This window comes from Pseudomonas sp. CHM02, assembly GCF_000612585.1.
GTDB lineage: Bacteria > Pseudomonadota > Gammaproteobacteria > Pseudomonadales > Pseudomonadaceae > Aquipseudomonas.
The window spans coordinates 1-24,947 of the sequence record NZ_JFCA01000043.1 but is presented as its reverse complement, the minus strand read 5'-3'; the positions used below and the strand labels follow the sequence as shown (position 1 = coordinate 24,947).

General features: G+C 62.9%; 21 protein-coding genes and 1 pseudogene. 10 read left to right on the top strand and 12 right to left on the bottom strand.

The features are described 5' to 3' along the window. Positions 1 to 74: 74 nt before the first annotated feature. The 8 genes from BM70_RS0123335 to BM70_RS0123300 are packed head-to-tail and all read right to left on the bottom strand — an operon-like array spanning position 75 to position 7,136. Positions 75 to 671, bottom strand: coding sequence for a cysteine dioxygenase (locus BM70_RS0123335; RefSeq protein WP_025858272.1), 597 nt, complete (start codon positions 669 to 671; stop codon positions 75 to 77). A gap of 16 nt (positions 672 to 687) precedes the next feature. Further along, a complete protein-coding gene (locus tag BM70_RS0123330) occupies positions 688 to 1,512 on the bottom strand; it encodes an amino acid ABC transporter ATP-binding protein (RefSeq protein ID WP_025858271.1) in 825 nt (274 codons plus the stop codon). Beyond that, positions 1,499 to 2,182, bottom strand: a complete 684-nt coding sequence (locus BM70_RS0123325; protein WP_025858270.1) for an amino acid ABC transporter permease — start codon at positions 2,180 to 2,182, stop codon at positions 1,499 to 1,501. Before BM70_RS0123325 ends, BM70_RS0123330 begins: the two co-directional genes overlap by 14 nt. Beyond that, the gene (locus BM70_RS0123320) at positions 2,172 to 2,897 is read right to left on the bottom strand and encodes an amino acid ABC transporter permease (protein ID WP_025858269.1); all 726 of its coding nucleotides are present in this window, start codon (positions 2,895 to 2,897) and stop codon (positions 2,172 to 2,174) included. Before BM70_RS0123320 ends, BM70_RS0123325 begins: the two co-directional genes overlap by 11 nt. After that, a complete protein-coding gene (locus BM70_RS0123315) occupies positions 2,894 to 4,096 on the bottom strand; it encodes an aminotransferase class I/II-fold pyridoxal phosphate-dependent enzyme (protein WP_025858268.1) in 1,203 nt (400 codons plus the stop codon). The genes BM70_RS0123320 and BM70_RS0123315 overlap by 4 nt, the downstream gene beginning before the upstream one ends. After that, complete coding sequence (locus tag BM70_RS0123310; RefSeq protein ID WP_025858267.1) at positions 4,093 to 5,514, bottom strand: FAD-binding oxidoreductase; 1,422 nt, start codon at positions 5,512 to 5,514, stop codon at positions 4,093 to 4,095. The genes BM70_RS0123315 and BM70_RS0123310 overlap by 4 nt, the downstream gene beginning before the upstream one ends. Then, positions 5,507 to 6,313 (bottom strand): transporter substrate-binding domain-containing protein, encoded by an 807-nt coding sequence (locus tag BM70_RS0123305; RefSeq protein ID WP_025858266.1) that lies wholly within the window; start codon positions 6,311 to 6,313, stop codon positions 5,507 to 5,509. Before BM70_RS0123305 ends, BM70_RS0123310 begins: the two co-directional genes overlap by 8 nt. Before the next feature lies 1 nt (position 6,314). Continuing rightward, positions 6,315 to 7,136, bottom strand: a complete 822-nt coding sequence (locus BM70_RS0123300; protein WP_025858265.1) for a transporter substrate-binding domain-containing protein — start codon at positions 7,134 to 7,136, stop codon at positions 6,315 to 6,317. A gap of 244 nt (positions 7,137 to 7,380) precedes the next feature. On the opposite strand from BM70_RS0123300, the gene BM70_RS0123295 reads away from it, so the two are divergent. From BM70_RS0123295 to BM70_RS0123280, 3 genes are all read left to right on the top strand, one after another. Further along, the gene (locus BM70_RS0123295; protein ID WP_025858264.1) at positions 7,381 to 8,232 is read left to right on the top strand and encodes a LysR substrate-binding domain-containing protein; all 852 of its coding nucleotides are present in this window, start codon (positions 7,381 to 7,383) and stop codon (positions 8,230 to 8,232) included. Between the two features lie 709 nt (positions 8,233 to 8,941). Next, complete coding sequence (locus tag BM70_RS0123285) at positions 8,942 to 10,093, top strand: MalY/PatB family protein (protein WP_025858263.1); 1,152 nt, start codon at positions 8,942 to 8,944, stop codon at positions 10,091 to 10,093. An 87-nt stretch (positions 10,094 to 10,180) separates the two neighbouring features. Beyond that, positions 10,181 to 13,531 carry a hypothetical protein gene (locus BM70_RS0123280; RefSeq protein WP_025858262.1) on the top strand — a complete coding sequence of 1,117 codons (3,351 nt, stop codon included), beginning with the start codon at positions 10,181 to 10,183 and terminating at the stop codon, positions 13,529 to 13,531. A gap of 115 nt (positions 13,532 to 13,646) precedes the next feature. On the opposite strand, the gene BM70_RS0123275 is transcribed toward BM70_RS0123280, so the two are convergent. Next, positions 13,647 to 13,862, bottom strand: coding sequence for a molybdopterin-binding protein (locus BM70_RS0123275; protein WP_003173733.1), 216 nt, complete (start codon positions 13,860 to 13,862; stop codon positions 13,647 to 13,649). Between the two features lie 319 nt (positions 13,863 to 14,181). Here BM70_RS0123275 and BM70_RS0123270 point away from each other — a divergent pair, with 319 nt between their 5' ends. From BM70_RS0123270 to BM70_RS0123260, 3 genes are read left to right on the top strand one after another with little or no spacing between them, the layout of a single operon-like run. After that, complete coding sequence (locus tag BM70_RS0123270) at positions 14,182 to 15,138, top strand: aliphatic sulfonate ABC transporter substrate-binding protein (protein WP_025858261.1); 957 nt, start codon at positions 14,182 to 14,184, stop codon at positions 15,136 to 15,138. Positions 15,139 to 15,148: 10 nt separating this feature from the next. Next, complete coding sequence (locus tag BM70_RS0123265; protein ID WP_025858260.1) at positions 15,149 to 15,970, top strand: ABC transporter permease; 822 nt, start codon at positions 15,149 to 15,151, stop codon at positions 15,968 to 15,970. Continuing rightward, the gene (locus BM70_RS0123260) at positions 15,967 to 16,683 is read left to right on the top strand and encodes an ABC transporter ATP-binding protein (protein WP_025858259.1); all 717 of its coding nucleotides are present in this window, start codon (positions 15,967 to 15,969) and stop codon (positions 16,681 to 16,683) included. The genes BM70_RS0123265 and BM70_RS0123260 overlap by 4 nt, the downstream gene beginning before the upstream one ends. Before the next feature lie 85 nt (positions 16,684 to 16,768). Here the strand turns inward: BM70_RS0123260 and BM70_RS0123255 are convergent, their stop codons facing one another. The 3 genes and pseudogenes from BM70_RS0123255 to BM70_RS0123245 form a co-directional block, all read right to left on the bottom strand. Beyond that, positions 16,769 to 17,689, bottom strand: coding sequence for a FecR domain-containing protein (locus tag BM70_RS0123255; RefSeq protein WP_025858257.1), 921 nt, complete (start codon positions 17,687 to 17,689; stop codon positions 16,769 to 16,771). After that, on the bottom strand, positions 17,686 to 18,204 hold the full coding sequence (locus BM70_RS0123250) for a sigma-70 family RNA polymerase sigma factor (protein WP_025858256.1): 519 nt from the start codon (positions 18,202 to 18,204) through the stop codon (positions 17,686 to 17,688). The genes BM70_RS0123255 and BM70_RS0123250 overlap by 4 nt, the downstream gene beginning before the upstream one ends. 111 nt (positions 18,205 to 18,315) lie before the next feature. Continuing rightward, a pseudogene (locus BM70_RS0123245) lies at positions 18,316 to 19,441 on the bottom strand (sigma-54 interaction domain-containing protein). 402 nt (positions 19,442 to 19,843) lie between these two features. On the opposite strand from BM70_RS0123245, the gene BM70_RS0123240 reads away from it, so the two are divergent. From BM70_RS0123240 to BM70_RS0123225, 4 genes are read left to right on the top strand one after another with little or no spacing between them, the layout of a single operon-like run. After that, a complete protein-coding gene (locus tag BM70_RS0123240) occupies positions 19,844 to 20,911 on the top strand; it encodes an ABC transporter substrate-binding protein (RefSeq protein ID WP_025858253.1) in 1,068 nt (355 codons plus the stop codon). Between the two features lie 14 nt (positions 20,912 to 20,925). Further along, on the top strand, positions 20,926 to 22,152 hold the full coding sequence (locus BM70_RS0123235) for a lipase family protein (protein ID WP_025858252.1): 1,227 nt from the start codon (positions 20,926 to 20,928) through the stop codon (positions 22,150 to 22,152). 13 nt (positions 22,153 to 22,165) lie between these two features. After that, the gene (locus tag BM70_RS0123230) at positions 22,166 to 23,371 is read left to right on the top strand and encodes an LLM class flavin-dependent oxidoreductase (protein ID WP_025858251.1); all 1,206 of its coding nucleotides are present in this window, start codon (positions 22,166 to 22,168) and stop codon (positions 23,369 to 23,371) included. A gap of 4 nt (positions 23,372 to 23,375) precedes the next feature. Next, a complete protein-coding gene (locus BM70_RS0123225; protein ID WP_025858249.1) occupies positions 23,376 to 24,932 on the top strand; it encodes an ABC transporter substrate-binding protein in 1,557 nt (518 codons plus the stop codon). Positions 24,933 to 24,947 lie beyond the last annotated feature (15 nt).

Sequence of the window (24,947 nt, the reverse complement as noted above, 5' to 3'; positions counted from 1 at the left end):
CGATGCATCAGATACACCGCAGCGCCTGCATCGCGGGCAAGCCCGGCTCCCACATAAAGCGGTCCCGGCATTGCTCAGGCATAGGCCTTGATAGACGGCGCCATCTGCGAGGCGTTGTAGTTGAGGATACGACCGTCCGCTTCCACGCCATACCGGCCGTTCAGCGATTCCAGCGGCAGCCCGTACAAGTGGAAGTGCAACGTCGCCTGCTCGCCCTCGACCTTGATGCCATGCAGGTCTTCGCCCAGGAACGAAATCGAGGTGCCCGGCTGCACGATCACTTCTTTCTCCAGGGTCAGGGTGGTGAACCCCGGTTCGCGGCCTTCGTCGTTGCGCGCGTAGACGTAGTTGATCTCCTGGCCTTCGATAGCGCTGATGATTGCCCAGGTCTCGTGGTTGTGCGCGATGGTGCTTTTGCCCGGCAGCAACGAGTTGAGGTACAGGGTCGGCGTATCGCCGTCGTCGTTCAGGCGATAGCGAAACGCAGTGCTGCCCTGCCCCGGCACGGGCGCGGGGAATTCGTCAAAGTTGAACAGGTCGCGACGTTCAGCGAGGTTTTCCAGCAGGCCAACGATTTCTGCCAGGGCCGCACGGTCTACGCCGCGCTGGTTGATGACGCGGATCTGCTGCAAAAACGCTTCGATCACGTCGGCACGGTTTTCGATACTCATCACGATTTTCCTCTTATCAGACAGACAGGCTGTAACGGCTCAAATTGGTCAACAGGTACGGGTCGTGAGCGATGGGGCCACGGCGTCCCGAATCGCCCAGGGCGTGACGCAGGAACGTCTGGGTGCGTTCGCTGGTCGGGTTCTGGAAGATCTGTGCGGCGCTGCCATGCTCGACAATCACGCCGTTCTCGGTGAAGTACACAACGTCGCTGATCTCTTCGGCGAAGCGCATTTCATGGGTGACCAGCACGCAGGTCATGCCCTCCTCGGTCAACTCGCGGATCACCGTGAGCACTTCACCGACGGTTTCCGGGTCAAGGGCCGAGGTCACTTCGTCGAACAGGATCAACTCCGGGCGCATCGCCAGGGCGCGGGCAATCGCCACGCGCTGTTGCTGCCCGCCGGAGAGCTGGCCAGGATAGGCATCGGCCTTGTGCTCCATGCGCACCTTGGCCAGCAGTGCGCGGGCGTCTTTCTCGGCGTCGGCACGGTTGCGGCCCAGCACCTTGCGCGGGGCAATCACCAGGTTTTCCAGCACCGACAAGTGCGGGAACAGGTTGTATTGCTGGAACACAAACCCCACGCGCTTGCGCAGCTCAATGCGCTGGGCTTCCTGGGCCAGGGTGTCGACCTGGGTCTGGCCCACGCGGATGCTGCCGCGCTGGGGCTGCAACAGCCCGGTGATGCAGCGCAGGATCGTGGATTTGCCCGAGCCCGACGGGCCGATGATCGACACGGCCTGGCCGCGCAACACCTCCAGGTCGATGCCCTTGAGCACCGGGTTGGTGCCGAACGACAGGTGTACATCCCGCAGGCTCACCAAGGGTTCAATAGAAGGCATAACGGCGCTCCAGGTGTTGGGTGAGACGGGAAATCGGGTAGCAATAGGCAAAGAACAGCACCAGCAGGCTCAGGTAGATCACCACGGTGAAACCGGTCATGTTCACGGTGTTGCTGGCGATCTGTGCGGTGTCGATCACGTCATGCACGCCCACCAGCGAAGCCAGCGCAGTGCCCATGGTGACCACCGCATACAGGTTCATCCACGGCGGCAACATGCGCTTGAAGCACTGCGGCAGGATGATCGAACGGAACAACTGGCCACGGGTGAAGGCCAATGAACGCGCGGCTTCCCACTGGGTACTGGGGATCGAGCCGATGGCCCCGCGAAAGATCTCCGCCACGTTGGCACTGGCCGGCAAGGCCAGGCCGATGGTGACCTTGACCCAATCGGGGAACGATACGTAGCTGCTGCCGATGTGGATCTCGAACGGGAACACGTAGGTGGTGAAATAGATCAGCACCAGCCACGGCGCGTTGCGAAACACCTGCACCCACAGCCGCGCGACAATGCCCAGGGGCGACAGCGCCAGCGCGCCGATCAACAGGCCCAGCACCGAGCCCAGGGCAATCGCCACCACGCTGATCAGAATGTTCTGGCCGAAACCGGCCACCAGCGCCGGCGACCATTGCAGCAACGCCGACAGCACCGGGAATGAATCAATGGCCATAGCCGGGCATCCTCAGGCGCGCTTCCAGCCAGCGCCCCACACAATTGACGATAAAACTCAGCAGGCCGAAAAAGCTCAGGATCAGGATCATCAGCTCCAGCACATTGTCGCTCTGGGTCCAGATCATGATCGCCGCGTAGGTGATGTCGCCCACGGCAATGGCGGACGCCACGGCGGTCATCTTCACTAGGTCGATCAGGTTGTTGATCAGCGACGGCAAGGCAAAGCGCAGTGCCAGCGGCAACTGCACATTCCACAGCAACTGGCGGCTGCTGAAGGCCAGGGAACTGGCGGCTTCCAGGGTCACGGCAGGCACCGCTTCGATACCGGCGCGCAAGGCCTCGGCATGGAACGCGCCTTTGTGCAGGGAGATCACGATCACCACCCAGGCGAACGGCGTCAGCGGGTTGGCCGCGCCGACCGCCTGGGTCAGCAGCATGTTCAGCACCAGGAACGCACAGTACAACTGCACCAGCGTCGGCGTATTGCGCGTGACTTCGACGAATACCCGCGCGGGCTTGGCCAGCCACGGGTTGCCCGAGGTCAGCATCGCGGCCAGGGTGATGCCCGCCAGCAGGCTGCCGATAAGGGTGAACAGGCACAGCAAGCCAGTGGTCAACGCGCCCTGGACCAGGGTGCCGCGCTGGTAGGCATCGAGCAGGAAGTTATAGTTCAGGCCAATGCCGGCGGCCCACTGCACGAACAGTTCCATCATTGCAGCTTTCCGCAGGCGCTCGCGATACGCCGCCCCGCCTCTGCCACGCTGTCGGTCGCGGTGGCGATGGACAGGCGGAACCACGGCGACAGCCCATAGGCACTGCCTGCCACGCCGGCCACGCCCTCCTCCAGCAACCACGCCACCACATCACCATCGTTGTCGATGCGCTGGCCGTCCGGACGCACACGCCCCAGCAACCCGGCGCAGCGCACGAACACGAAGAACCCGCCCTGGGGTTCGAGCACGTCCAGGCCGTCGACGTTGCTCAGCGCCGCGACCAGAATATCCCGACGCAACTGGTACGCGGCGACCTGCTCCGCGAGGAAATCCAGCCCGCCGTTGTAAGCCGCCAACGCAGCGGCCTGGCCCACCGAGGAAGCACCAGAGGTGGATTGGGATTGCACCACCGCGATGGCCTCGGTCAGGATTTTCGGCCCCGCCCCAAAGCCAATGCGCCAGCCGGTCATGGCGTAGGTCTTGGACACGCCGCCCACCAGCAGGCAGCGGTCGAGCAAGTCCGGTGCGACGTTCAGCAGGCTTTGCGCGGGGCGATCGTCGAAACGGATATGTTCGTAGAGTTCATCCAGCAGGATCAGCACCTGGGGATGACGGCGCAGCACCTCGGCCAACTCGCGCAACTCGGCATCGCTGTACACCGCGCCACTGGGGTTGCCGGGGCCGTTGAGAATCAGCCAGCGCGTGCGTGCGCTGATGTGCTGTTCCAACTGCGCCGGCAGCAGCTTGCAGCCCTGCTCCAGCCCGCATTCGACGAACACCGGCTCACCGCCATTGAAGCGCACGCTGTCGGGGAACGACGGCCAGTACGGTGTCGGCACCAGCACTTCATCGCCATCATCCAGAGTGGCGGCGAACGCATTGAAGATGATCTGCTTGGCACCATTGGCGATCACGATGGACGCCAGCGGGTAATCAAGGTGGTTCTCTTCGGCCAGTTTGCGCTGCACCGCGACCCGCAAGGCCTTCACGCCCGGCGTCGGTGTGTACTTGGTAGCGCCGCCAGCGATGGCTTTGTAGGCGGCCTGCTTGATGTGTTCCGGTGTGTCGAAATCCGGCTCGCCCGTGGTGAGGTCGAGAATATCGCGACCCGCCTCGCGCAATTCGGTAGCACGGGATTTGGCCGCGGCGTTGGCGGACAACGACACCCGCTGCACGCGTTGGGACAGGCGTAGGGTCATGGCTGTACCTCAAGGACTTTGCCGGGGTTGAGCAGGTTGTGCGGGTCGAGCGCCTGTTTGATGCGGCGCATCAGGTCCAGCTCCACCGGGCTTTTGTAGCGGCCGAGCATGCCGACCTTGCGCTGGCCGATACCGTGCTCGGCACTGATCGAGCCGCCGTGGGCGTGGGCGCTGTCGTGCACCAGGGCGCTCAGTTCGGCGTAGTGCGCCATGTGCGCGTCCACCGTCGAATCCAGCGGATGCGCCACGTTGTAATGCAGGTTGCCGTCGCCGAGGTGGCCGAAGGTGAAGTTGCGCACGCCGGGGAAATGCTGCTGCAACAACGCATCGGTATGGGCCACGAAGGCGACTACCTGGGAAATCGGCACCGAGATATCGTGCTTCATATTGCGCCCGGAGCGCTTTTGCGCCTCGCTCATGTTTTCGCGCAGCAGCCACAGGGCTTCGCTTTGCGCCAGGCTTTCGGCGATGAGGGCATCACTGATCAACTGCTGCTCGAAGGCATCGCCCAGGACCTGCTCGAAGGCCTCGCGGGCATGGCTTTCGCCGTGGTTGTCAGAGAGTTCGATCAAGGCGAACCAGGGTTGGCTCGCGGTCTTGAACGGTTGCGGGCCCTCCGGGAACTGATCGCGCAGCAGGGCCAGGCAATCGGCGGTGAGTAGTTCGAAGGCGGTCAGGTTCGCCCCGAAACCGGCACGGGCATGGGACAGAAAGGCAACGGCCTGGGACAACTGATCAAACGCCAGCAGCGCCGTGGCCTGGGCCTTGGGCAGTGGGAACAGCTTCAAGGTGGCGGCGGTGATGATGCCGAGAGTGCCTTCGCTGCCGATGTACAGGTCGCGCAGGTCGTAGCCGGTGTTGTCCTTGCGCAGACCGCGCAGGCCGTGCCAGATCTCGCCTTCGGCGGTCACCACTTCCAGGCCCAGGGTCAGTTCGCGGGTGTTGCCATAACGCAGCACGCCGGTACCACCGGCATTGGTGCCGAGGTTGCCGCCGAGGGTGCAACTGCCCTCGGCACCGAGGCTCAGGGGAAACAGGCGACCGGCCGCGCGGGCCACGTCCTGGACGTTTTGCAGGATGCAGCCGGCTTCCACCGTGAGCGTGTCGTTGTCGGTATCAACCGTGCGTACGCGGTTCATGCGGTCCAGCAACAGCAGCACCGAACGCCCGCTGGCATCCGGTGTTGCGCCGGCCATCAGGCCAGTGTTGCCGCCCTGCACCACGATCGGCGCCTTCAGTGCCACGCAGGCGCGCACCACCGCGGCCACTTCCTCCGCGTTGGCCGGGTGCACCGCCGCAATCACCTTTCCGGTGTAGCGCCCCTGTTTGTCGGTGAGGTAATGCGCAGCCTCTTCACTGGTTTGCACATGGGCCGCGCCGAGTAGCTGTTGCAAGGTGGCGAACAGCGCATCACTCATGGCTGTATTGCTCGTGCAGATCACGCAGGGCCTGGGATGGCGCCATGCCGGTGCGCTCGCCGAGCGCAATCAGGAAACCGCTTTTATGCCAGCCCTTCACAATGGCATCGAGCTTGGCCTGGGTGTCGTGTTCGCCCTTGCGGATCCAGATCACCGAGTTGGACGGGATCAGGTCGCCCGGCAACGGAATTTCGTAGCCGGCCCACTCGGCATCGCTGAGCAGTGCGTGCATGGTCGGGCTGACGTGCACCGCGGCCACGCAACCATTGCCACGCAGCGACAGCAACGACTCGGACTGGCTGCGGAACGCCTTGATCTGCGCGCCGTAGGTCTCTTGCAGTGGCTTGATGAAGTTGCTGCCCTGGGACACGCACACTGGCTTGTCCTTGAGGTCGGCCCACTGCTTGATACCGGCACCTTTGCGAATCAACGCCGCACCACCGACTTCTTCATACGGTGTGGGCACGTAGTCGAGGATCTCGGCGCGCTCTTCGGTGAACTGCATATTGGCGATCAGGATGTCGACCTTGCCCTGTTGCAGGAACTGCACGCGGTTGGGCGCCAGCACCGAGACAGTCTTGGTCTCGACGCCCAGCGCCTCGCCGATGCCCTTGGCCAGTTCGACGTTGTAGCCCAGGTGTTCGCCGGTCTTGGGGTCGAGGGTACCGAACGGCGGGCCGCTGAGAATCACACCGACGCTGATCGCGTGGCGTTGCTGGATCTTGTCGAGGGTGGCGTCGGCGTGGGCGAAGCCTGCGCACAGGGCCAGGCCGAGTGCGGTGAGGGTCTTGAAATGCATGTCAGGCGCCCTTGAACTGTTTCTGCAATTCCACCAGCGCCGGCGATGCCGGGCTGATGCGGTTGCGGGTCTGGGCGTCGATCAGCCAGCCGCTGCGATGCAGTTCCTTGACGATCGGATCGAGCTTGGCCTGGGTGTCGCTTTCGCCACGACGGGTCCAGATCACCGACGGCGCCGGGTTGAGTTCCGGGCCGATGACGCGGTAGTCCTTCCACTCGGCGCTGTCGTTGATCAGCGGGTTGATCAGGGTGGAGTCATGCACCGCCGCCACGCAGTTGTTGCCGCGCAGGGCCAGCAGCGATTCCGAAGAGCTCTTGAACGCCTTGAGCTGTGCGCCGAATTCAGTCAGCGGCTTCACGTAGCTGCTGCCCTGGGAGGTGCACACGGGCTGGTCCTTGAGGTCTTCCCAGCGCGCGATCTTGCTGTCCTTGAGCACGGCAGCGGCGCCGCCGATGCGGTAGAACGGGGTCGGTACGAAGCCGAGGATCTCACCGCGTTCGGCGGTCCATTCCATATTGGCGATCAACAGGTCGACCTTGCCCTGCTGCAGGAACTGCACACGGTTGGCCGGCAGCACCGGCACCAGTTGCACCTCGGCCTTGAGTTGACGGCCCAGCTCGTTGGCCAGGTCGACGTTCAAGCCCTTGGGCTTTTGCGTCGTCGGGTCAATGCTGCCGAACGGCCCGCCGGACAACAGCACACCCACCACCAGCACATGACGCTGCTCGATCTTGTCCAGGGTCGCATCGGCCTGCGCCGCCACACTGGCGCCCAACGCGATCATCGACCCCAGGGCCACCGGCAACCATTTTTTCAACTTCATCGGACTTCCCCCTGGCTAGTGATCGGCGTACCCCGACCTGATGGAGGGGCATGCTAGGGAGAGTGCGGGGGCAACGGAAATGCAAATATCTAATATCGTTATAACTTGCCGTACATGGACAACCTTCGTTTGCGGCATAACCCATGATTTACTGGATGCGTTAAAAATGCGCTTCACCAATACATAAAAATCTGTAATGTTTAACTTCACACCCTTGATATAAAAACCGCCTCTGGAACCGGCCATGTCGACCCTCGACCTTGAATTGCTGCGCACTTTTATTGCCGTGGTCGACCACCACAGCTTCGCCGAAGCCGGTACGCACCTGGCCCGCACCCAATCGTCCGTGACCCAGCATATGCAGCGGCTGGAGCAGCAAGTGGGGGTCAGCCTGTTCGAGAAACGTGGGCGGCAGAAGCAACTGACCGAGCCTGGCCTGCAACTGCTGCGCCATGCACGCCAGATGCTGTCGCTGAATGACGACGCCTTGAACTCCCTGCGCGAAAGCAGCCTGAGCGGCGTGCTGCGTATCGGCTCGCCGCACGATATCGCCGACACCATCCTGCCGCCGATCCTCAGCCACATCGCCCGCTCGGCCCCGCGCTTGCGCCTGGAGATCGATGTGGGGCGCAGTCCGTTCTTGATGGATGACTTGCATCGGGGCAAGGTGGATATGGTGATCTCCACTCGGTCCGATCCGAACCTGGAGGGGTTTGCATTGCGGACGTCGCCGGTGTGGTGGATTTGTTCGGCGCAGTACATTCACCAGCCGAGTGAGCCGTTGCCGTTGATTCTGGTGGATGAGCCGAGTATTTATCGGCGTTACGCGTTGGAGGCGTTGGAGCGGGCGAATATCCCTTGGCGGCAGGCGTACCTGGCTTCGAACCTCATCGGTATCAAGGCCGCCACGCGCGCGGGGTTAGGGGTGACACCGCGGAGCATGGAGATGCTGGGGCCGGATATGCGGGTGCTGGGGGAGACGGATGGGCTGCCGCGGTTGCCGGAGGTGACGTATTACTTGTGGATTCGCCCGAATACGGCGAATCCGATTGCACGCAAGGCGTATGACTTGATTCGGGGGAGTCAGGGGTTGTGATTGGGGGCATATCCGTTATTTGGATGATGGCTGATATTGGTTCCGCCCTTACGGCGGGTCACTTTCGACAAGCGCGAAAGTAACCAAAGCGCTCTTGCCCCAACACTCGGCACCTCGCCTAGGCTCGGTGTGCCCGTAATCCGACAGTGATTTGGGGGGCCGCCTAAGATCAAAATCAAAAGCCACAGCACGGCGGCCTGAGTGGTTGGATCAAAGGCAGGTACGTGTAGGAGCTGGCTTGCCGGCGATGGTCGTTAACGATGACACGGGGAACCAGACAAAACGCGGCGGTCTCACGTTTTTCGCCGGCAAGCCGGCTCCTACAATGGACCGCGTATCCACGATGCGAAGCGAGTCGCTCTTGATCTTGATTTTGATCTGAGGGGCCCCGTTAAACACGCTGGCCGAACGCAGGCTTGAATCCGTGGCCCACGGATTCAAGCCGGAGTGAGGGCACACCGAGCCTAAGCGAGGTGCCGAGTGTTGGGGCAAGAGCGTTTTGCTGGGCCTGTCCCCCGACGCAAAAGCACCCAAAGCCTGATCATGCACATGGCCCTGGGCATGCACTTTTCCCAAGACCTGAGCCAATGAACCCGCGCCTGGGACAGGCACATCGGCAACGGTGGGTGGCAATCAGCTCTGGCCTATAAAAATAATGGCGCTAGAATCAGCGCCATTCCTGCGCCTGACGCCCTGATACGAGCCCCCCATGAGCTTTGATTTCGACACGATCCACCCACGCCTCGGCACCGGCAGCACCAAGTGGAACCGTTACCCGCAAGACGTGTTGCCGATGTGGATCGCCGACATGGACATCGCCGCCCCACCCGCCGTGCTGCAGGCCTTGCATGCACGCCTGGACCAGCAGGTGCTGGGCTACAGCGTCGCCGGACCGGATGTACGCGAGGCGATCATTGCCGACCTGTGGAACAAGTACGCCTGGCGCGTGCAGCCGGATGAGTTGCTGTTCCTGCCTGGCGTCGAGCCGGGTTTCAACATGGCGCTGCATGCGTTTGTGCAGCCGGGCCAGGCCGTGGTGCTACAAACCCCCAACTACCGGCCGATTCGCCTGGCACCCGGGCACTGGAACCTGCCGCGCATCGAAGTCCCCTTCGCGCTGGTCGACGGTGAATACCTCACGCCCCTGCCGGCCATGCGCCAGGCACTGAGCGGCGCCGGCGCCCTGCTGCTGAGCAATCCGCACAATCCCGTGGGCAAAGTGTTCCTCCGTGAAGAACTGCTGGCCGTGGCCAACGCCTGCCTGGAAAACGGCGCGCTGATCATCTCCGACGAAATCCACGCCGAACTGTGCTTCGACGGCCGCCGCCATATCCCTACCGCCAGCCTCAGCCCCGAGATCGCCCAACGCACTATCACCCTGATGTCGGCGAGCAAGGCCTATAACGTCGCCGGCCTGAAGACCTGCTTCGCCGTGGTACAGAACGCCGAGATCCGCGAGCGCTTCAACCATGCCCGTTGCGGCATGGTCGACAGCGTCAGCCCCCTGGGCCTGGAAGCCACCCGCGCCGCCTACAGCCAGTGCGGCGAATGGCTCGATGCGCTGGTGCAGTACCTGCAAGCCAACCGTGACTACCTGCTCGATGCCGTGCAGACCCGCCTGCCCGGCGTGGTGATGCATGCGCCACAAGGCACCTACCTGGCCTGGCTGGATTGCAGCGCCCTGGGCCTGGACGATCCGCAGCAGTTTTTCCTGGAACAGGCCAAGGTCGGGTTGAGCGCCGGTATCGAGTTCGGCGATGACAGCCAGCAGTTCGTGCGCCTGAACTTCGGCTGCCCACGGTCGATGCTGGAAGAAGGCCTGCAACGCATGGAAAGCGCCCTGCGCAACCGTCAGGCCTAATTCACAACTTTTCGCAACGAGTGCCGAACCCCTGCTGTTACTGTTTTTGCCGACCGCCACAACCGGCAACAGCAGGAGTTCCAAGGCATGACGACCCAGCCTCTCGACCGCGCGTCCGACCCCAAAGCCCTTCCCCGCACGCCGCCCAAGTCCGGCGCGCAGTTTCACGTGCTGCTCAAGAACAGCGCCAATAACAAGAAGGTCGAGGCCCACGACAAGACGCCGTCGGGGCTGGAGGCGAGTAAAAAGGACGGCTATGAACTGGCCGTCAAGGACGCCTCGCCGCCCCCTGCCCTGGCCGACTACAAGGCCATCGGCCCGCCCGATGAGGTCGGCCCCGGGTTGATTCGCTATGAAACCCAGGACGGCAAGAAAGTCATCGTCAGCGAGCAGGACAGCCCCGAGCTGTTCAAGCAGGTCAGCCAGGACTTCAAGTCGCTGTCCGGGGTGGTCGCCAGCCAGAATGCCGGCTACCAGAGCCTCGGCGCCGACGGCACCGCGCCGGCCAAACTCGCGGACTACAAGTCTCTCGGCCCGCCGGATGAAACCGGCCCAGGGGTGATCCGCTACGAGACCCAGGACGGCACCAAGGTCGTCATCAGCCAGCGCGACAACCCCGAGGCGTTCCAGAAAGCCAAGGCAGCCTATGAAAGCTTCGCCGGCCTTTCCAGCAGCGAAGACGCCGGCTACAAGCGCGCCAGCGACAATGAAGTGTGGCCACCCTACGGCGGCACCACCGTTGGCCCTGTCGATGAAGTCGGCCCAGGCCTGATCCGCTTCGAAAGCAACGGCCAGAAGATGGTCGTGGCCCGCGACGACAACCCCAAGCTGTTCGATTACCTGGCGGGCCTGCACGAGGTCTACACCGACCCTGGCAAGAAGTCGGTGGTCGAAGGCGAGCTGAATAACGGCGCGGTGCTCGCCGATGCGAACACTCCGGTACCGGGTCTCAACGACTATAAGAACTTCAACTGGATCAACGACCAGAAAGACAACATCCTCACCTATGAGCTGCATGACGGCACCAAGGTGGTGGTGTCGGCCGATGTCAGCCCCGAGCTGTTCAAGAGCGTCGCCACCGCCAATGACACCTGGGCCAAGATCCACACCAGCGAAGGCGAAGGCTACAAACTGGCCGGGCCGAATGACTTCCTGAAGAACACCAATATCACCTTCGGCTCCCCGGATGAGCTGGGCGACGGCCTGATCCGTTACGAAACCAGTGAAGGCAAGGTGATTGTCTCCAAGGAACTCAGCCCGCAGCTCTACGACGACGTGGCGGCCAAATGGGAAGCCTGGAGCGCCAGCTCGGTGGACGACACCCGCGCCAAGTACAACCTGCCCAAGGCCGATGAGCTGGATGTGCTGAACCTGGACACCGGCGTCCACGCCGATGAAAAGGACGACAAGTCGCCGACCCTCAGCGTCAGCGAACTGGCCACCACCCAACTGATCGACACCTACCGCGCCGGCGTCAAGGACGGTTCGATTCCCAAGGACGACCCGCGGGCCAAACTGGTTCGCGCCCTCGAAGCACAAGCCGCGTACCAGAACGGCCATGGCATCACCGGCTACGAGGAAGCCAAGCGCCCGTTCAACACCACCTGGCGCGAGTTCGATGACAAGCAGACCGAGCTGACCTCGGCCGACATGCACGACATCATCGACGGCAAGGCCGTGCAAAAGCAGATCGGCGAACTGTTCAACGATCCCACGGTGCAGGCCGACTACAAGTCGAAGATGGACGAAGCCATCAACAAGCTGCCGAACAAGGACGAGATCAAGCAGAAGCTGCTGGACCTCACCTCCAACCCGGATTACGTGCTGTACCTCAAGGACCTGCAGAACCAGGGCAAGACCTTCGAGGCGCAGAAAGACCTGAGCGACACCCTCACCTCGCTGCAACTGTTCGACCCGGAGGCGGCAAGCAAAGCCGCACAGAACATCCAGGCCGACGGCCTGACCACCGACCTCAACGCGATCCTGGCGGACCCGAGCAAGATCTCCGACGAGAACAAGGAACTCGCCACCAAAGACCTGTTCGGCCTGCTCAAAGGCGTGCTCAAGGGCAACGTCCTGGACTTGCCGCGGCGCACCCAGGAAACCCTGGAGAAATTCCTCAACGAAGGCCTGCAGGGCAAGGAAAAGTCCTCGGCGGTGACCAAAGCCCTGGAAGAGTTGGGTGCGGTGTACCAGAAAAACGGCGTGATCAGCGAAACCGACCTGAAAACCGCCCTGAGCAAACCCTACATCCCCGTGGCAGATCGCGGCATGCTCGGCGAGGTGTTCAACACCCTCAACAGCAAGGGCATCCTTGGCTCCCTTGGCGCCGGCGTGAGCTTGTTCTCCGGGATTTACCAGTTGGTGGGCAAAGGCGGCAAACTCGGTGAAACCCCGGCGCAACGCATGACCATCGCCAAGGACTTCCTGAGCTTCGCGGGTGGCGCGAGCCACTTTGTCAAATTGGGTGACAAGATCGGCGAAGCCTTGGGCAAAGGCGGCCTGGTCGACTTCCTCGGCCTGGACAAGACCCTGCCGGAGATCTGGGGCAAGAACGGCCTGCAGGAGCCGAACTTCGAGTTCCGCGTCAGTGAATTGCCGTCTGATGTCAAAGCCAAGATCGCCACCACCCTCGATGCCGTGCCGGACAGCCAATACGATGGCATTTCGAAAATGTTCGGCGACGGCGACAAAGCCGTCACCGAGGCTACCGAAGGCCTGGCCACACACTTGGACGACGGCCTGGCGGCTGCGGGTGCGGCCAAGCTCGGCGCGTCCAAATCGGCGAAGATCGCTGGCTCCGTGATCAAGGTGCTGGGCCCGGCCACCGACATCGCCGGTGGTTTTGCCGACATCGTGCTGGGTGCGCTCGCGATCAAAAGCGGCGTAAAAGACAAAGACCCGTTGGCCCAGGCGGCCGGTGGCCTGCAAGTGGCTGGCGGTGCGTTCGGCGCATCGGCCGGGGTGCTGGGGGCAGCCGCGCTGTTTGGCGCGGGCACGGCGGCAGCACTGACCGGGCCGTTGTTCCTAGTGGGTGTGGTGCTGGCGGTGGTGGGCGGGATCATCGGCTACTTTGTCGACCACAACAAAAAGCAGAAGGCCACCGAGAAGGAAAACGACTGGTACCGCGACCTGGCCGGCGACGGTCTGTTGCAGGACAACTGGGCTGACAAGGTCGAGTACGCCCACTACGAAATCCACCATTACGGTGGCCGTGACGCGCCGGCCGATGACAGCATCTTCCGCTTCCAGCAATCGGAGTGGGAACACTTCGACCAGACACCGCAAAAAGGCGGCTCGTCGAGCAATCGCCTGGATGGAGACTTGCACAAGGACTACGAGGACCCAAACGAAAAACCCAAGAGCCTGCCCAGTGATGCGCCGCCGGAAAGACCAGAGCCCCATCCATCCGGCGGTTCAGGCCCGAAAATCGCCTGACGACTCGCACACCCCCTGTAGGAGCCGGCTTGCCGGCGATGGCGGCCGCAAGATCAACGTTGATCCTGCTGGCCTCATCGCCGGCAAGCCGGCTCCTACGGGTTTATGCGGGGTTTTAGAGTTTGGCGATGGACACTTCGGTGGACTTCACAAAGGCAATCACTTCACTGCCGACCTTCAATTCCAGGTCACGCACCGAGCGGGTGGTGATCACCGAAGTGACGATACCGGACGCGGTCTGCACGTCGATTTCCGACACCACTTCTCCCAGCAGAATCTCCTTGATCACGCCCTTGAACTGATTGCGCACGTTGATCGCTTTAATGGTCATGTCGGCTTTCCTTTTGGCTGTTGGGTCAATCCGCACGAATGCGCAGGCCCTCAAAATGCGCCATCCACGAAGACATTAAAAGGAATATATAACTCTTTATTTATTCGATCCGGCTATATATCAACTGTTGCATCACCGACAGTTGATCAACAGTTTGTCTTTTCTCGCTACAGCCTTATTCCCCAAAGGCCCCGTAAATACACGTCCGGAACAGATGGCACAGAGACTGCATATTCCTGAAAAGCATGATGGAACATGCCGTTTAATTTTTCTGAATATAAGAAAAAGCCCTCTCTCAACGCCTTGCCGGAGCTGTTCCATGAAACCCTTCACCCAACGTCTACTCGGCGCATGCGCCCTCGCCCTGTGCCTGCAACCACTGGCCCATGCCGCCGAAACCGATCCCGCCGAAGTCAATCTCGACTACGCCTATTATTCGCCCGTCAGCCTGGTGCTCAAGCATTTCGGCTGGCTGGAACAAGCCCTGCCGCAGTCCAAAGTAGGCTGGGTATTGAGCCAGGGCAGCAACCGCTCCCTGGAATACCTCAACAGTGGCGGCGTGGATTTCGCCTCCTCCGCCAGCCTGTCTGCCGTGCTGAGCCGCGCCAACGGCAGCCCGATCAAGTCGGTGTACGTCTACAGCCGCGCCGAATGGACCGCCCTGGTGGTCCGCAAGGATTCGCCGTTCAAGAGCGTCACCGACCTGAAAGGCAAGAAAATCGCCGCCACCAAAGGCACCGACCCGTACCTGTTCACCCTGCGCAGCCTGCAAAAGGCCGGGCTGAAAAAGGACGATGTGGAACTGGTGCACCTGCAACACCCGGACGGTCGAACCGCCCTGGAGAAAGGTGACGTGGACGCCTGGGCCGGCCTCGACCCGCACATGGCCGCCAGCGAAATCCAGGCCGGTTCGCGCCTGCTGTACCGCAACAAGGACTTCAACAGCTACGGCGTGGTCAGCGTCACCGAAAAATTCGCCAAGGAGCATCCGCAGACCATCACCAAAGTGCTCGGCGCGTATGAAAAGGCCCGGGACTGGGCGGTGAAACACCCGGATGAGTTCGCCAAGTTGCTCGCCGACGAATCTGGCCTGCCGCTGGAAGTGGCCAAGCTGCAACTGTCGCGCACCGACCTGAGCACACCATTCCTGAGTAGCAAGGACGTAGTGTCGTCGAAAGCGGCTGCACCGATCCTGGTGTCCGAAGAGTTGGTGCGCAAAGGCGTGAATGTGGACCAGGTGATCGACCAGTTGATCGACACCTCGTTCGGCCACTAAGGAGCGTGTGATGACCAGCAAAACCCAAGCATTGCCCCTGGTCGAGCCGGTGGCGATCAACCGCAGCGCGTGGCCGAGGCGGCTCAAGGGCCTGGTGTTGCCGGTGCTGATCCTGCTGGTGCTGGAGGTCGTGGTTCGGGTGGGCTGGTTGCCGTCCTATCAGATGCCGGCGCCCAGCGAGGTCGCCGTAACCCTCACGGACCTTGCCGAAGGCGCGCTGTGGAAACACATCAGCGCCAGCCTCGGCCGGGTACTGCTGGGCTTTGCCATCGGCGCCAGCCTGGCGTTGGCGTTTGCCGCCTGGGTGGGCTTGAGCCGTGAGGCCGAAGCCTATCTGGAACCGACCTTCGCCGGGCTGCGCTCGATTCCGAGCCTGGCCTGGGTGCCGCTGTTGCTGCTGTGGCTGGGCATCGACGAGACCTCGAAAATCGTGCTGATCGCCATCGGCGCGTTTTTTCCGGTGTACCTCAATGGCGTCGCCGCCATCCGCGACATCGACCGCAAACTGGTGGAAGTCGGGCAAATGTACGGTTTCAGTCGGTGGCGCCTGGTGCGCCGCATCCTGTTGCCGGCCGCCCTGCCCGGCCTGTTCACCGGGTTGCGCAGCGGCTTGAGCCTGGCGTGGATGTTTCTGGTGGCAGCCGAATTGATCGCGGCCACCAAGGGCCTGGGTTACTTGCTCAGCGATGGGCGCGAAACCTCGCGGCCGGATATCGTGCTGGCGGCAATCATCGTGTTGGCGTTGCTGGGCAAGGTCAGCGATGGCCTGCTCGCCGCGCTGGAAAAGCGCTGCTTGGCCTGGCGCGATACGTTCCAGGGAGCAGAACAATGAGCGTGCTGCCGTTGTTGGACATTCACGTAGCGCGTAAAAACTTCGCCAGCACCACCGTGCTGAAAGATGTGCGCCTGGCCCTGCAACCTCGGGAAGCCGTGAGCCTGCTGGGCCCCAGCGGATGCGGCAAAAGCACCTTGCTGCGCATCGTCGCCGGCCTGGAAAAGGACTTCCAGGGCGAACTGCGCAGTCCCGATGGCGAAGTCGCCTTTGTGTTCCAGGAACCCCGGCTGATGCCCTGGCTCACGGTGGAACAGAACATCGGTTTCAGCGATGACAAGCACTACGACAAGGCCTGGGTCACGCAACTGATCGAGGAAGTCGGCCTCAACGGATTTGCCCAGGCGTTGCCCAAGGCATTGTCCGGCGGCATGGCGCAACGGGTGGCGATTGCGCGGGGCCTGTATTCACGCCCGCAGGTGTTGCTGCTGGACGAACCGTTCAGCGCGGTGGATGCCTTTACCCGCATGAAGCTGCAGGACTTGCTGTTGCAACTGGCCGAACACCACGCCATCGCCCTACTGTTGGTGACTCACGATGTGGACGAGGCGCTGTACTTGAGTGACCGGGTGCTGGTGATGGACAACCGGCCGAGCAGCATTCGCCAGGAGCTTGCGGTGGATTTGCCACACCCCAGGGACCGGCGTGATCCGCGGCTGGCGCAACTCAAGGCATTGTCGTTGACCGAGCTGCAACGCGCCCACGTTATCTGAACCACCCTTGCAGGAGCCCGGCTTGCCGGCGATGGCGATCTTGAGGACGCCATCGCCGGCAAGCCGGGCTCCTACAGGAGAGGGGTCAAGTCATGGCTTTGCGCAGTGTCACCCAATAGCGCGTGCGTGAGTGCAATTCCAGCCCCAGCGTCGAGGCCAGCAGGTTGAGGATACGGTCAGTGTCGTCCAGGCGAAAACTGCCGGTGACCCGCAACGTTTCCAGGCTCGGCTCCCAGCGCAACACTCCCGGACGATAACGCTCCAGCTCACGCAGGAAGTCCCCCAGCGCCTGGTTCTGCGCGGTCAGCACCCCGTCGCGCCAGCCCAGCTGCAAGGCATCGAACGGCACCCAGGCACCCAGCCCAACGGCTTTCAAGGATGCTTGCTGGCCGCCTTCCAACGTCGCCCGCTGCCCATTCAAATCACGCACCTGCACCCGCCCCTTGATCACAGACACCAGGCAGCCGTCGGCCTGTTGCCGTACGCACACATCGGCCTGGCTGACGCTCAGTTCGCCGTAGCGGGTCCGCACGGTCATCGCCGTGGCGCCGGGTACATTCAACGCCAGCTCACCGCCCACCAGGGTGATGCGACGCTGCGCCAGGTCCACGTCCACCGCCGTCGCCGTATTGAGCTGCAGGTTGGCGCCGTCGGCCAACGGCATGCGCTTGCGCTCGCCCGTCGCGGTATGCAGGTCGGCGCGCCATGCCTCGATGGGCAATTGCCGGCTGACCAGCCAGGCCGTCGGCACCAGCGCGGCAATCCCCAGGGCACGCTTGAGCACCGCGCGTCGTCCCGGTTGCGGGCGATCGAGGCTGGCCATCGCCAGGGCCTGGGGCAAGTCGCTGAAACGCTGGCGCAGGCTCTGGGCTTTTTGCCAGGTCTGTTCGTGCTGGGGATGGCTGTCGCGCCAGTGCTGCAACGCGGCGTGATCACGCTCGGTGGCGGCGCCGGACTCCAGCAACGCCAGCCACTGCGCGGCTGCACGGGCAACGTCGCGGCTCACAAGTCCACCAGCAGGCAGTGTTCGTAGGCCTGGGCCATGTAGCGTTTGACTGTGCGTTCGGAGACATCGAGGCGCTCGGCGATTTCCCGATAACCCAGGCCCTCCAACTGGCTCCACAGAAAGGCGCGACGCACCAGCACCGGCAAGCCATCGAGCAACTCGTCCAGGGCTTGCAGGGTTTCCAGCACCAGCCAGCGTTGTTCGGGCGACGGCACGCAGGCTTCCGGCAGGCTGGCCAAGGCATTCAGATAAGCCTGTTCAAGGCTGCGCCGCTGATGGAAATTCACCAGCAGACGCTTGCCGACCGTCACCAGATAGGCCCGAGGCTCCTGCATCTGCGCGATCGGCTGAGCGCTGGCGAGCACGCGCAAGAACGTATCCTGGCTCAGGTCCGCCGCATCCCAGGCATTGCCCAGGCGCCGGCGCAGCCAGCTTTCCAGCCAGCTGCGATGGTCTCGATACAGGGTCGACAAGGTCAGTTCGGGGGCGTGGGTCGGAACAACAGCATCATTCATGGCTAGCGACCTGCGCGGCGCGAGTGAGTCTCAAATGAGATTCATTCTATTTAATATCGCGCCGACACACCATGATCTTTTCAACATTGCGTTTATGCGCTGGCTTCTCCATCAAACCCCTGCCCGCGTCCCACCACGCTGCCAGGCTTGAACACCGCGATTACTGGCCGTCGAGTAGCGCGGGCTTACCCAATTCGCCGATTTTTTCCAGCCGCGCACGCACGATATTGCGGCTTATGTTGAGCAAGCGCCCGGTCTGCAATTGGTTGCCATGGCAGTAGCGATAGGCCGCGCGAAAGATGGTCTCTTCGATATGTTCGTAGAGGTCCGGAATGTTCTGTTCGAACAGCGCATTGAGCGCGCTTTCCAGGTCCACCGGACCACTCAGTGCGGGCGGCGCATGGTTGGCTTCGTCCTGGCGAATGCCCGAGGAACGCATGTCCACCAGGTGCAGATCCGCAGGTTGCACTTGCTGGTTGCGGCACACCAGCAATGCGTGGTGAATGGCGTTTTCCAGCTCGCGGATATTGCCTGGCCAGCTGTGCTCGAGCATCTTGCGCTCGGCGTTCGGACTCAGGCTGGCACGGTTGTAGCCCAGGCGCTGGCAGTGTTCTTCGAGGAAGAACTCGGCCAGCGGCAGGATGTCTCCCGGACGTTCTCGCAACGGCGGCAGGCGAATCGTGGCGACGTGCAAACGGTAGAACAAGTCCTCACGAAAATGCCCGGCGACCACTGCGTCTGCCAGGTTGACGTTGGTGGCCGCCACCAGCCGTACATTGATCGGAATCGGCGTACGCGAACCCAGGCGCACCACTTCGCGTTCCTGCAAAACCCGCAGCAATTTGACCTGCATGTTCAGTGGCAAATCACCGATCTCGTCAAGAAACAACGTGCCGCCATTGGCTGCTTCAAACCAGCCGGCCTTATGGGTGGTGGCACCGGTGAACGCGCCTTTTTCATGGCCGAACAATTCGCTTTCCACCAGGGTTTCGGCAAACGCACCGCAGTTCACTGCAACAAAGGGCTCACGGCCGCGACGACTCAGGTTGTGGATGTGCCGCGCAACCAATTCCTTGCCAGTGCCCGTCTCGCCGATGATCAAGGTGTTGGCTTCACTGGGAGCCAGGCGCTCGATGCGCGCCAGCAATTCCTGGGAGCGCGGGTCCTTGAAGACCAGCACGGTGGCACGCACCGACTTGGTCAATTCGCGGGCGTTGGGATGGGTGATCAGCGACATGGTGCATTCCTGGCAGTAAAAGCGCGTGCTCAATAGTGCATGAAGTTTTCTATACCATTTAATTATTAATTAATATTTATATATTCCCTGATCGAATATACCAACAACACCCCCATGGACTGCTGCTGGAGCAGCAATCGGCCAGCACTTGCGTGTTCGCTCATCAGCAGCAGCCCTTTCATCGACAGCCATCGTCAAACGCTGCAAGCCATGCGGCACGCGGGCTAGAGCGCTTTTTCCAACGAGTGGCATGCATTCTGCTCTCTCCCTCCCAACACGATCTCCGTGTAGGAGCCGGCTTGCCGGCGATAGCGTCTTTTCAGGCGGTGCAAGGCTCAACGGCCTCATCGCCGACAAGCCGGCGCCTACAGGGGCTTGTCAATTCAGGTAGGGAGAACGCCCATGAAAAACGTTTGGCGCAAGACTATCGCGGCGCTGTTCGGGGTATTGGCAATCAGCACCGTCCACGCCGAGCCGGCCTCGGTAAAAATCGCTATCGTCGCCTTTACCCAAGGCGGTAAACCGGTGTTCGGCGGCATCGCCGGACGGGTGATCGAAGAGGGTTGGCTGGAAGCGCAATTGCGCGAGCGCGGCGTGAAACTCGAGTGGATCGCCCTGCCCCACGCCGGCGCCGGCCCGCAGATCAACGAAGGTTTCAGCAACAACAGCCTGGACTTTGCCGTACGCGGCGACCTGCCCTCGGTGATCGCCGGCGCCGGTGGTGTACCGGGCAAGCTGATCGTGCCCGGCGGCAGCGGCAACAACATCTACCTGGTGGTGCCGGAAGGCTCCAGCGCCAAGACCATCGAAGACCTCAAGGGCAAGCGCCTGGCGCTGCACCGGGGCCGGCCTTGGGAGTTTGCGTTCAGTAATTTCCTCGCCAGCAAGGGCCTGAAGCTCGACGATTTCAAGATCGCCAACCTCAACCCGCAAGTGGGCGCGGCGGCGGTGTCGGCCGGCAAGGTCGATGCGGCAGTGCTGCTCAGCGAAGCCTATGCCCTGGAAGACAAGGGCGTGGGCAAGATCATCTGGTCGACCAAGCAAGGCAGCAATGACTGGCGCCTGGTCTCCGACCTGTGGGGCACCGACACCTTCGTCCAGCAGCATCCGGCTATCACTCAACTGCTGGCCACCGCCTGGGTCAAGGCCGCCTGGTGGATTTCCCAACCGCAGAACCAGGACGCCTACTACCAGCTGTCGTCCCGTGCCGGCACCGCCGAAAGCGTGCTGCGCCGCGACGACCAGAACGACCCCGTCGCCTGGAAAGAACGCTGGGCGCCGAAAAGCGATGCGCAACTCAAGGCCCACTACCAGGCGCTCACCGCCTATGCGCTGGCCAACCACCTGATTCGCGACACCTACGACATCGGCCCGTCACTGGCCACCGGCTTCACCCAGCAGGCCCTGATCGACCTGAAACTCACCGACTACTGGCCGGCCCTGCGTGGCCAGGTCAGCACCAATCCTTGATAGGGAAATTATTGATGAAACTGCCGCACTCCTTCGCCTTCGGTCTCAGTGTACTGGCCTTGTCCATGAGCGCCTTCGCCGCCGATGTGCACGCACCGAAACCCGACCCGCTGCAAGGCGACGGCCGCGTCTCGGCGTTCTACACCTGGGAAAAAGCCATTCCGGCCACACCCGGCAAACTGTTGCGCAGCGAGCCCCTGGACAAGACCCTGAGCCTGGCGAATGCCGCCAGCGCCCAGCGCATCCTCTACACCTCCACCGATGGCATCGATAACAAGACGCCGATCGTGGTCTCCGGCGCGCTGTTCCTGCCCAAGGGCAAGGCGCCCGCCGGCGGTTGGCCGGTCGCGAGTTGGGGCCATGGCACCGTCGGCGTGGCGGACGTGTGCGCACCGTCCTGGCAGGGTCGTTCCTACCGCGATGTGGCCTACCTCAACCGCTGGCTGGCGGAAGGCTTTGCCGTGGTCGCCACTGACTACCAGGGCCTCGGCGTTCCCGGCGGCCACCCATTGCTGAACAGCCGCATGGCCGCCTACGGCATCCTCGACGCCGCCAAAGCGGTGGTCGCCGATGTGCCCGGCCTGGCCGACAAAGTGCTGATCGTCGGCCAGTCCCAGGGCGGTGCCGGTGCGTTTGCGGCCGCCGCCTATGCCGCCACCTACGCACCGGACCTCGGCGTCAAGGGCAGCATCGGCACCGGCGTGATCTACACCCTCGACTACGCGAAAAACCCCAGCGAAGAGGTGCGCAACAAGGTCGACCCGACCCTGGCCTACGGCTTCTACACGCTACTCGCTGCCCAGCAATACGACCCGAGCATCAACCCGGCGAACTTCTACACCGACAAGGCGCTGCCGATCTTCGAGCAGGCCCGCACCAGTTGCCTGTTCGCCCTGGAAGGCGACGTCGAAGGCCTGGGCCTGAGCATTGCCAACACCAAGAAAGACTACAAGGGCAAGCAACTCGCACCCTGGCTGGCGCAAGTCTCGTACCCGACCCTGAAAACCTCCAAGCCGATCTTTATCGGCACCGGCGCCGAAGACACCACCCCGGCCGCCGCGACCCAGCTCAAGCTGATGCAGGACGCCTGCAACGCCGGCTCAGTGGTCGAAGGTCACCTGTACAAGGGCCTGGGCCACAGCGCCACGGTCAATGCGTCGCTCAAGGATTCGATCCCGTTTGCCCACAAGGTCATCAACGACCAGCCGATCACCCCGGTCTGCGCCCCGAGCGCGCAATAAGCAGGAGGCTTGCATGAGCATTGAATTCTTCACCCGCCTGCCGTTGCACGGCGAAACCCAGTTCCTGCCCGGCGATCCACGCAACCGTGGCGACTGGCATCGCGGCGGCGCCAGCAGCACCGGCGCGGTCTCCGGGTTCAGCGTGGGCGACCACTTCACCTACATCGACTACCTGGGCCAGATCGCCAAGGCCGCCGAGATCAACCAGTTTGGCGGCGCGTTGATGGTCAACGCGCCCACCGGCGAAGAACCCTGGACGGTCTGCTCGCTGCTGGCCCGCGAGACGCGCACCCTGCAATTCGTCACTGCGTTCCAACCCTACCACTACACCCCGTGGGTGGCGGTGCAACAAGCGGCCACCTACCAGCGCGCCACCGGCAACCGCCTGGTGTGGAACATCATCAACGGCGGTTCGGATGCGATCCAGCGCCAGGTCGGCGACTACAGCGACCACGATGAACGCTATGAACGCGCCACCGAGTTCATGGACGTGGTCAAGGGTTATTGGCACAACGAGGCCTTCCACTACGACGGCAAATTCTACAAAGCCGACGGCGGTGGCCTGCGCGGCCCGTTGAAAAAGGCCCAACTGCCGCTGATCTGCACCGCCGGTTCGTCGATTGCGGCGCGGGAATTTGCCGCCAAGCATGCGGACTTCTACCTGATGCGGGCCGAGCACCCGGATGAAATCGCCGCGCTGATCGCCGACCTGCGCCAGCGCGCGCTGAAGTGGGGGCGTACCGACATTCGCTTCGGCCTGTCGATCGACGTGATCACCCGCGAGACCGAAGAACTGGCGCGTACCGAGGCCAAGCGCTTCTTCGACGAAGGCATCGCCCGTGGCGCGGTCAAGGCCGTGGCCGCCCATGCGGGGCTGCGCACCGCGCGCAAGCTGAGCTACGAGCACGGCTTTGCCGAGAAGAACGAGGCCCAGTCCTTCGATGACTTCTTCATCCACCCGAATGTGTGGACCGGTTTCGGTTACATCGGCATCCCGCCAGGCTGCGCACTGGTGGGCAGCTATGAAAACGTGGTGGCGCGGATTCGCGAATACCACAGCATCGGTATCGACCTGTTCTTCCTTGCCGGCTACCCGCACCTGGAAGAAGCCTATCGCCTCGGCGAGCACATCCTGCCGCATTTTCGCAGCGAGCGCGTCGCCCTGGCGCGCACCCAGGAACCGGTGCGCGAACTGCACTCGGCCAACGGCGGAGCCTGATGCCATGACCTTTCGCCTGAGCCGCCGGGACTTTCTCGGCTACAGCGCCACCGTCGGCGGCGGCCTGCTGCTGGCCGGTTGCGGCCCCAGTGACGCGCCTGCCAGCCTGGCCGGCAACGACCAGCCGCGTTATGGCGGACGCCTGCGCCTGGGGATTCTCGACGGCAACCAGAGCGGCAACCTGGACGCACACAAACCGGTGGGCAGCGGCATCGTTCGCGGCTTTGCGCTGTACAGCAAATTGTGGGAGTGGGACGAGCACATGCAACCGCGCCTGGCCCTGGCCGAACTGACCGAGCCGAACGCCGATGCGAGTGCCTGGACCCTGCGCCTGCGTCCGGGCCTGGAGTTCCACAACGGCAAGACCATCGACGCCGACGATTTGATCTTCTCGATCCGTCGCCTCACCGACCCGCAACTGGCCTCGCCGTATGCCGCGCTGTTGCACTGGGTCGACCGCGACAACCTGGTCAAGCTCGACAACCGCACCGTGCGTCTTAACTTTCGCGAAGGCCGCAGCTACATGCCGCTGGCGGAAACCTGGGTCAACTTCGGCGGCATCGTACCGGTGGACTATCACCCGGTCACCAACCCGGTGGGCGCCGGCCCTTACAAGCTGAAAAGCTTCACCCCCGGCCAGCGCTCGCTGTTCACCCGCTTCGAGAACTACTACAAGGACGGCAAGCCCTACGCCGATGAGCTGGAAATCATCGACTTCAAGGACCAGGTCTCGCGCCTCGCCGCCCTGCGCGCCGGGCAGATCGACATGGCCAATGTGCTGCCCACCGAGCAACTGCCGATCCTGCAAAAGGACCCGCGCCTGCAGGTGATCAAATCGGTGACCGGTAACTGGCTGTCCTTCGACATGAACCTGGACAGGCCGCCCTTCAACGACCCACGGGTGCGCGAAGCGTTTCGCCTGATGGCCGACCGCGAGGAACTGGTGCGCCGGGCCCTGAATGGCCAAGGCCGCGTGGCCAACGACCTGTATGCGCCGAGCGACCCGACCTTCAACCATAGCCTCGGCCCGCGCCCCTACGACCCGCAACGCGCGGCGCAACTGCTGAAGGAGGCCGGCCAGGAACACCTCGAGGTGGAGCTGATCACCACCGCCGGCCCCGGCCTGAGTTCGGCGCTGGTGCTGGCCGAGCAAGCCAAACGCATCGGCGTGACCCTGAAGGTCAAGCAGGTGGACCTGGCGACCTTCCAGGGCCCGTTGAAAAACGACTGGCCCCTGAGCACCGGCGGCAGCATCGGCGCGCCGTTCCTGGCCAGCGCGATCCACACCGATGCGCCATTTGCGGTGTCGAACAAGACCCACTTCAACGACCCGCAGTTCAGCGAGCTGTTCCTGGCGGCCATGGCCCAGCCTGACCTGGAAAAACGCAAGGCCCTGGTGCACCAGGTGCAGCAGATCCAGTACGAGCGCGGCGGCATGTTGATCTGGGGCTACGCCGACCTGCTCGACAGCGTGTCCACACGCGTCGGCGGTGCGCAGTCGGAAGAGTCACTGTTCAGCACCTGGCGCTTCGAAAAGCTCTGGCTCAAAGACACCGCCTGACCCCCCTCCCTCTGT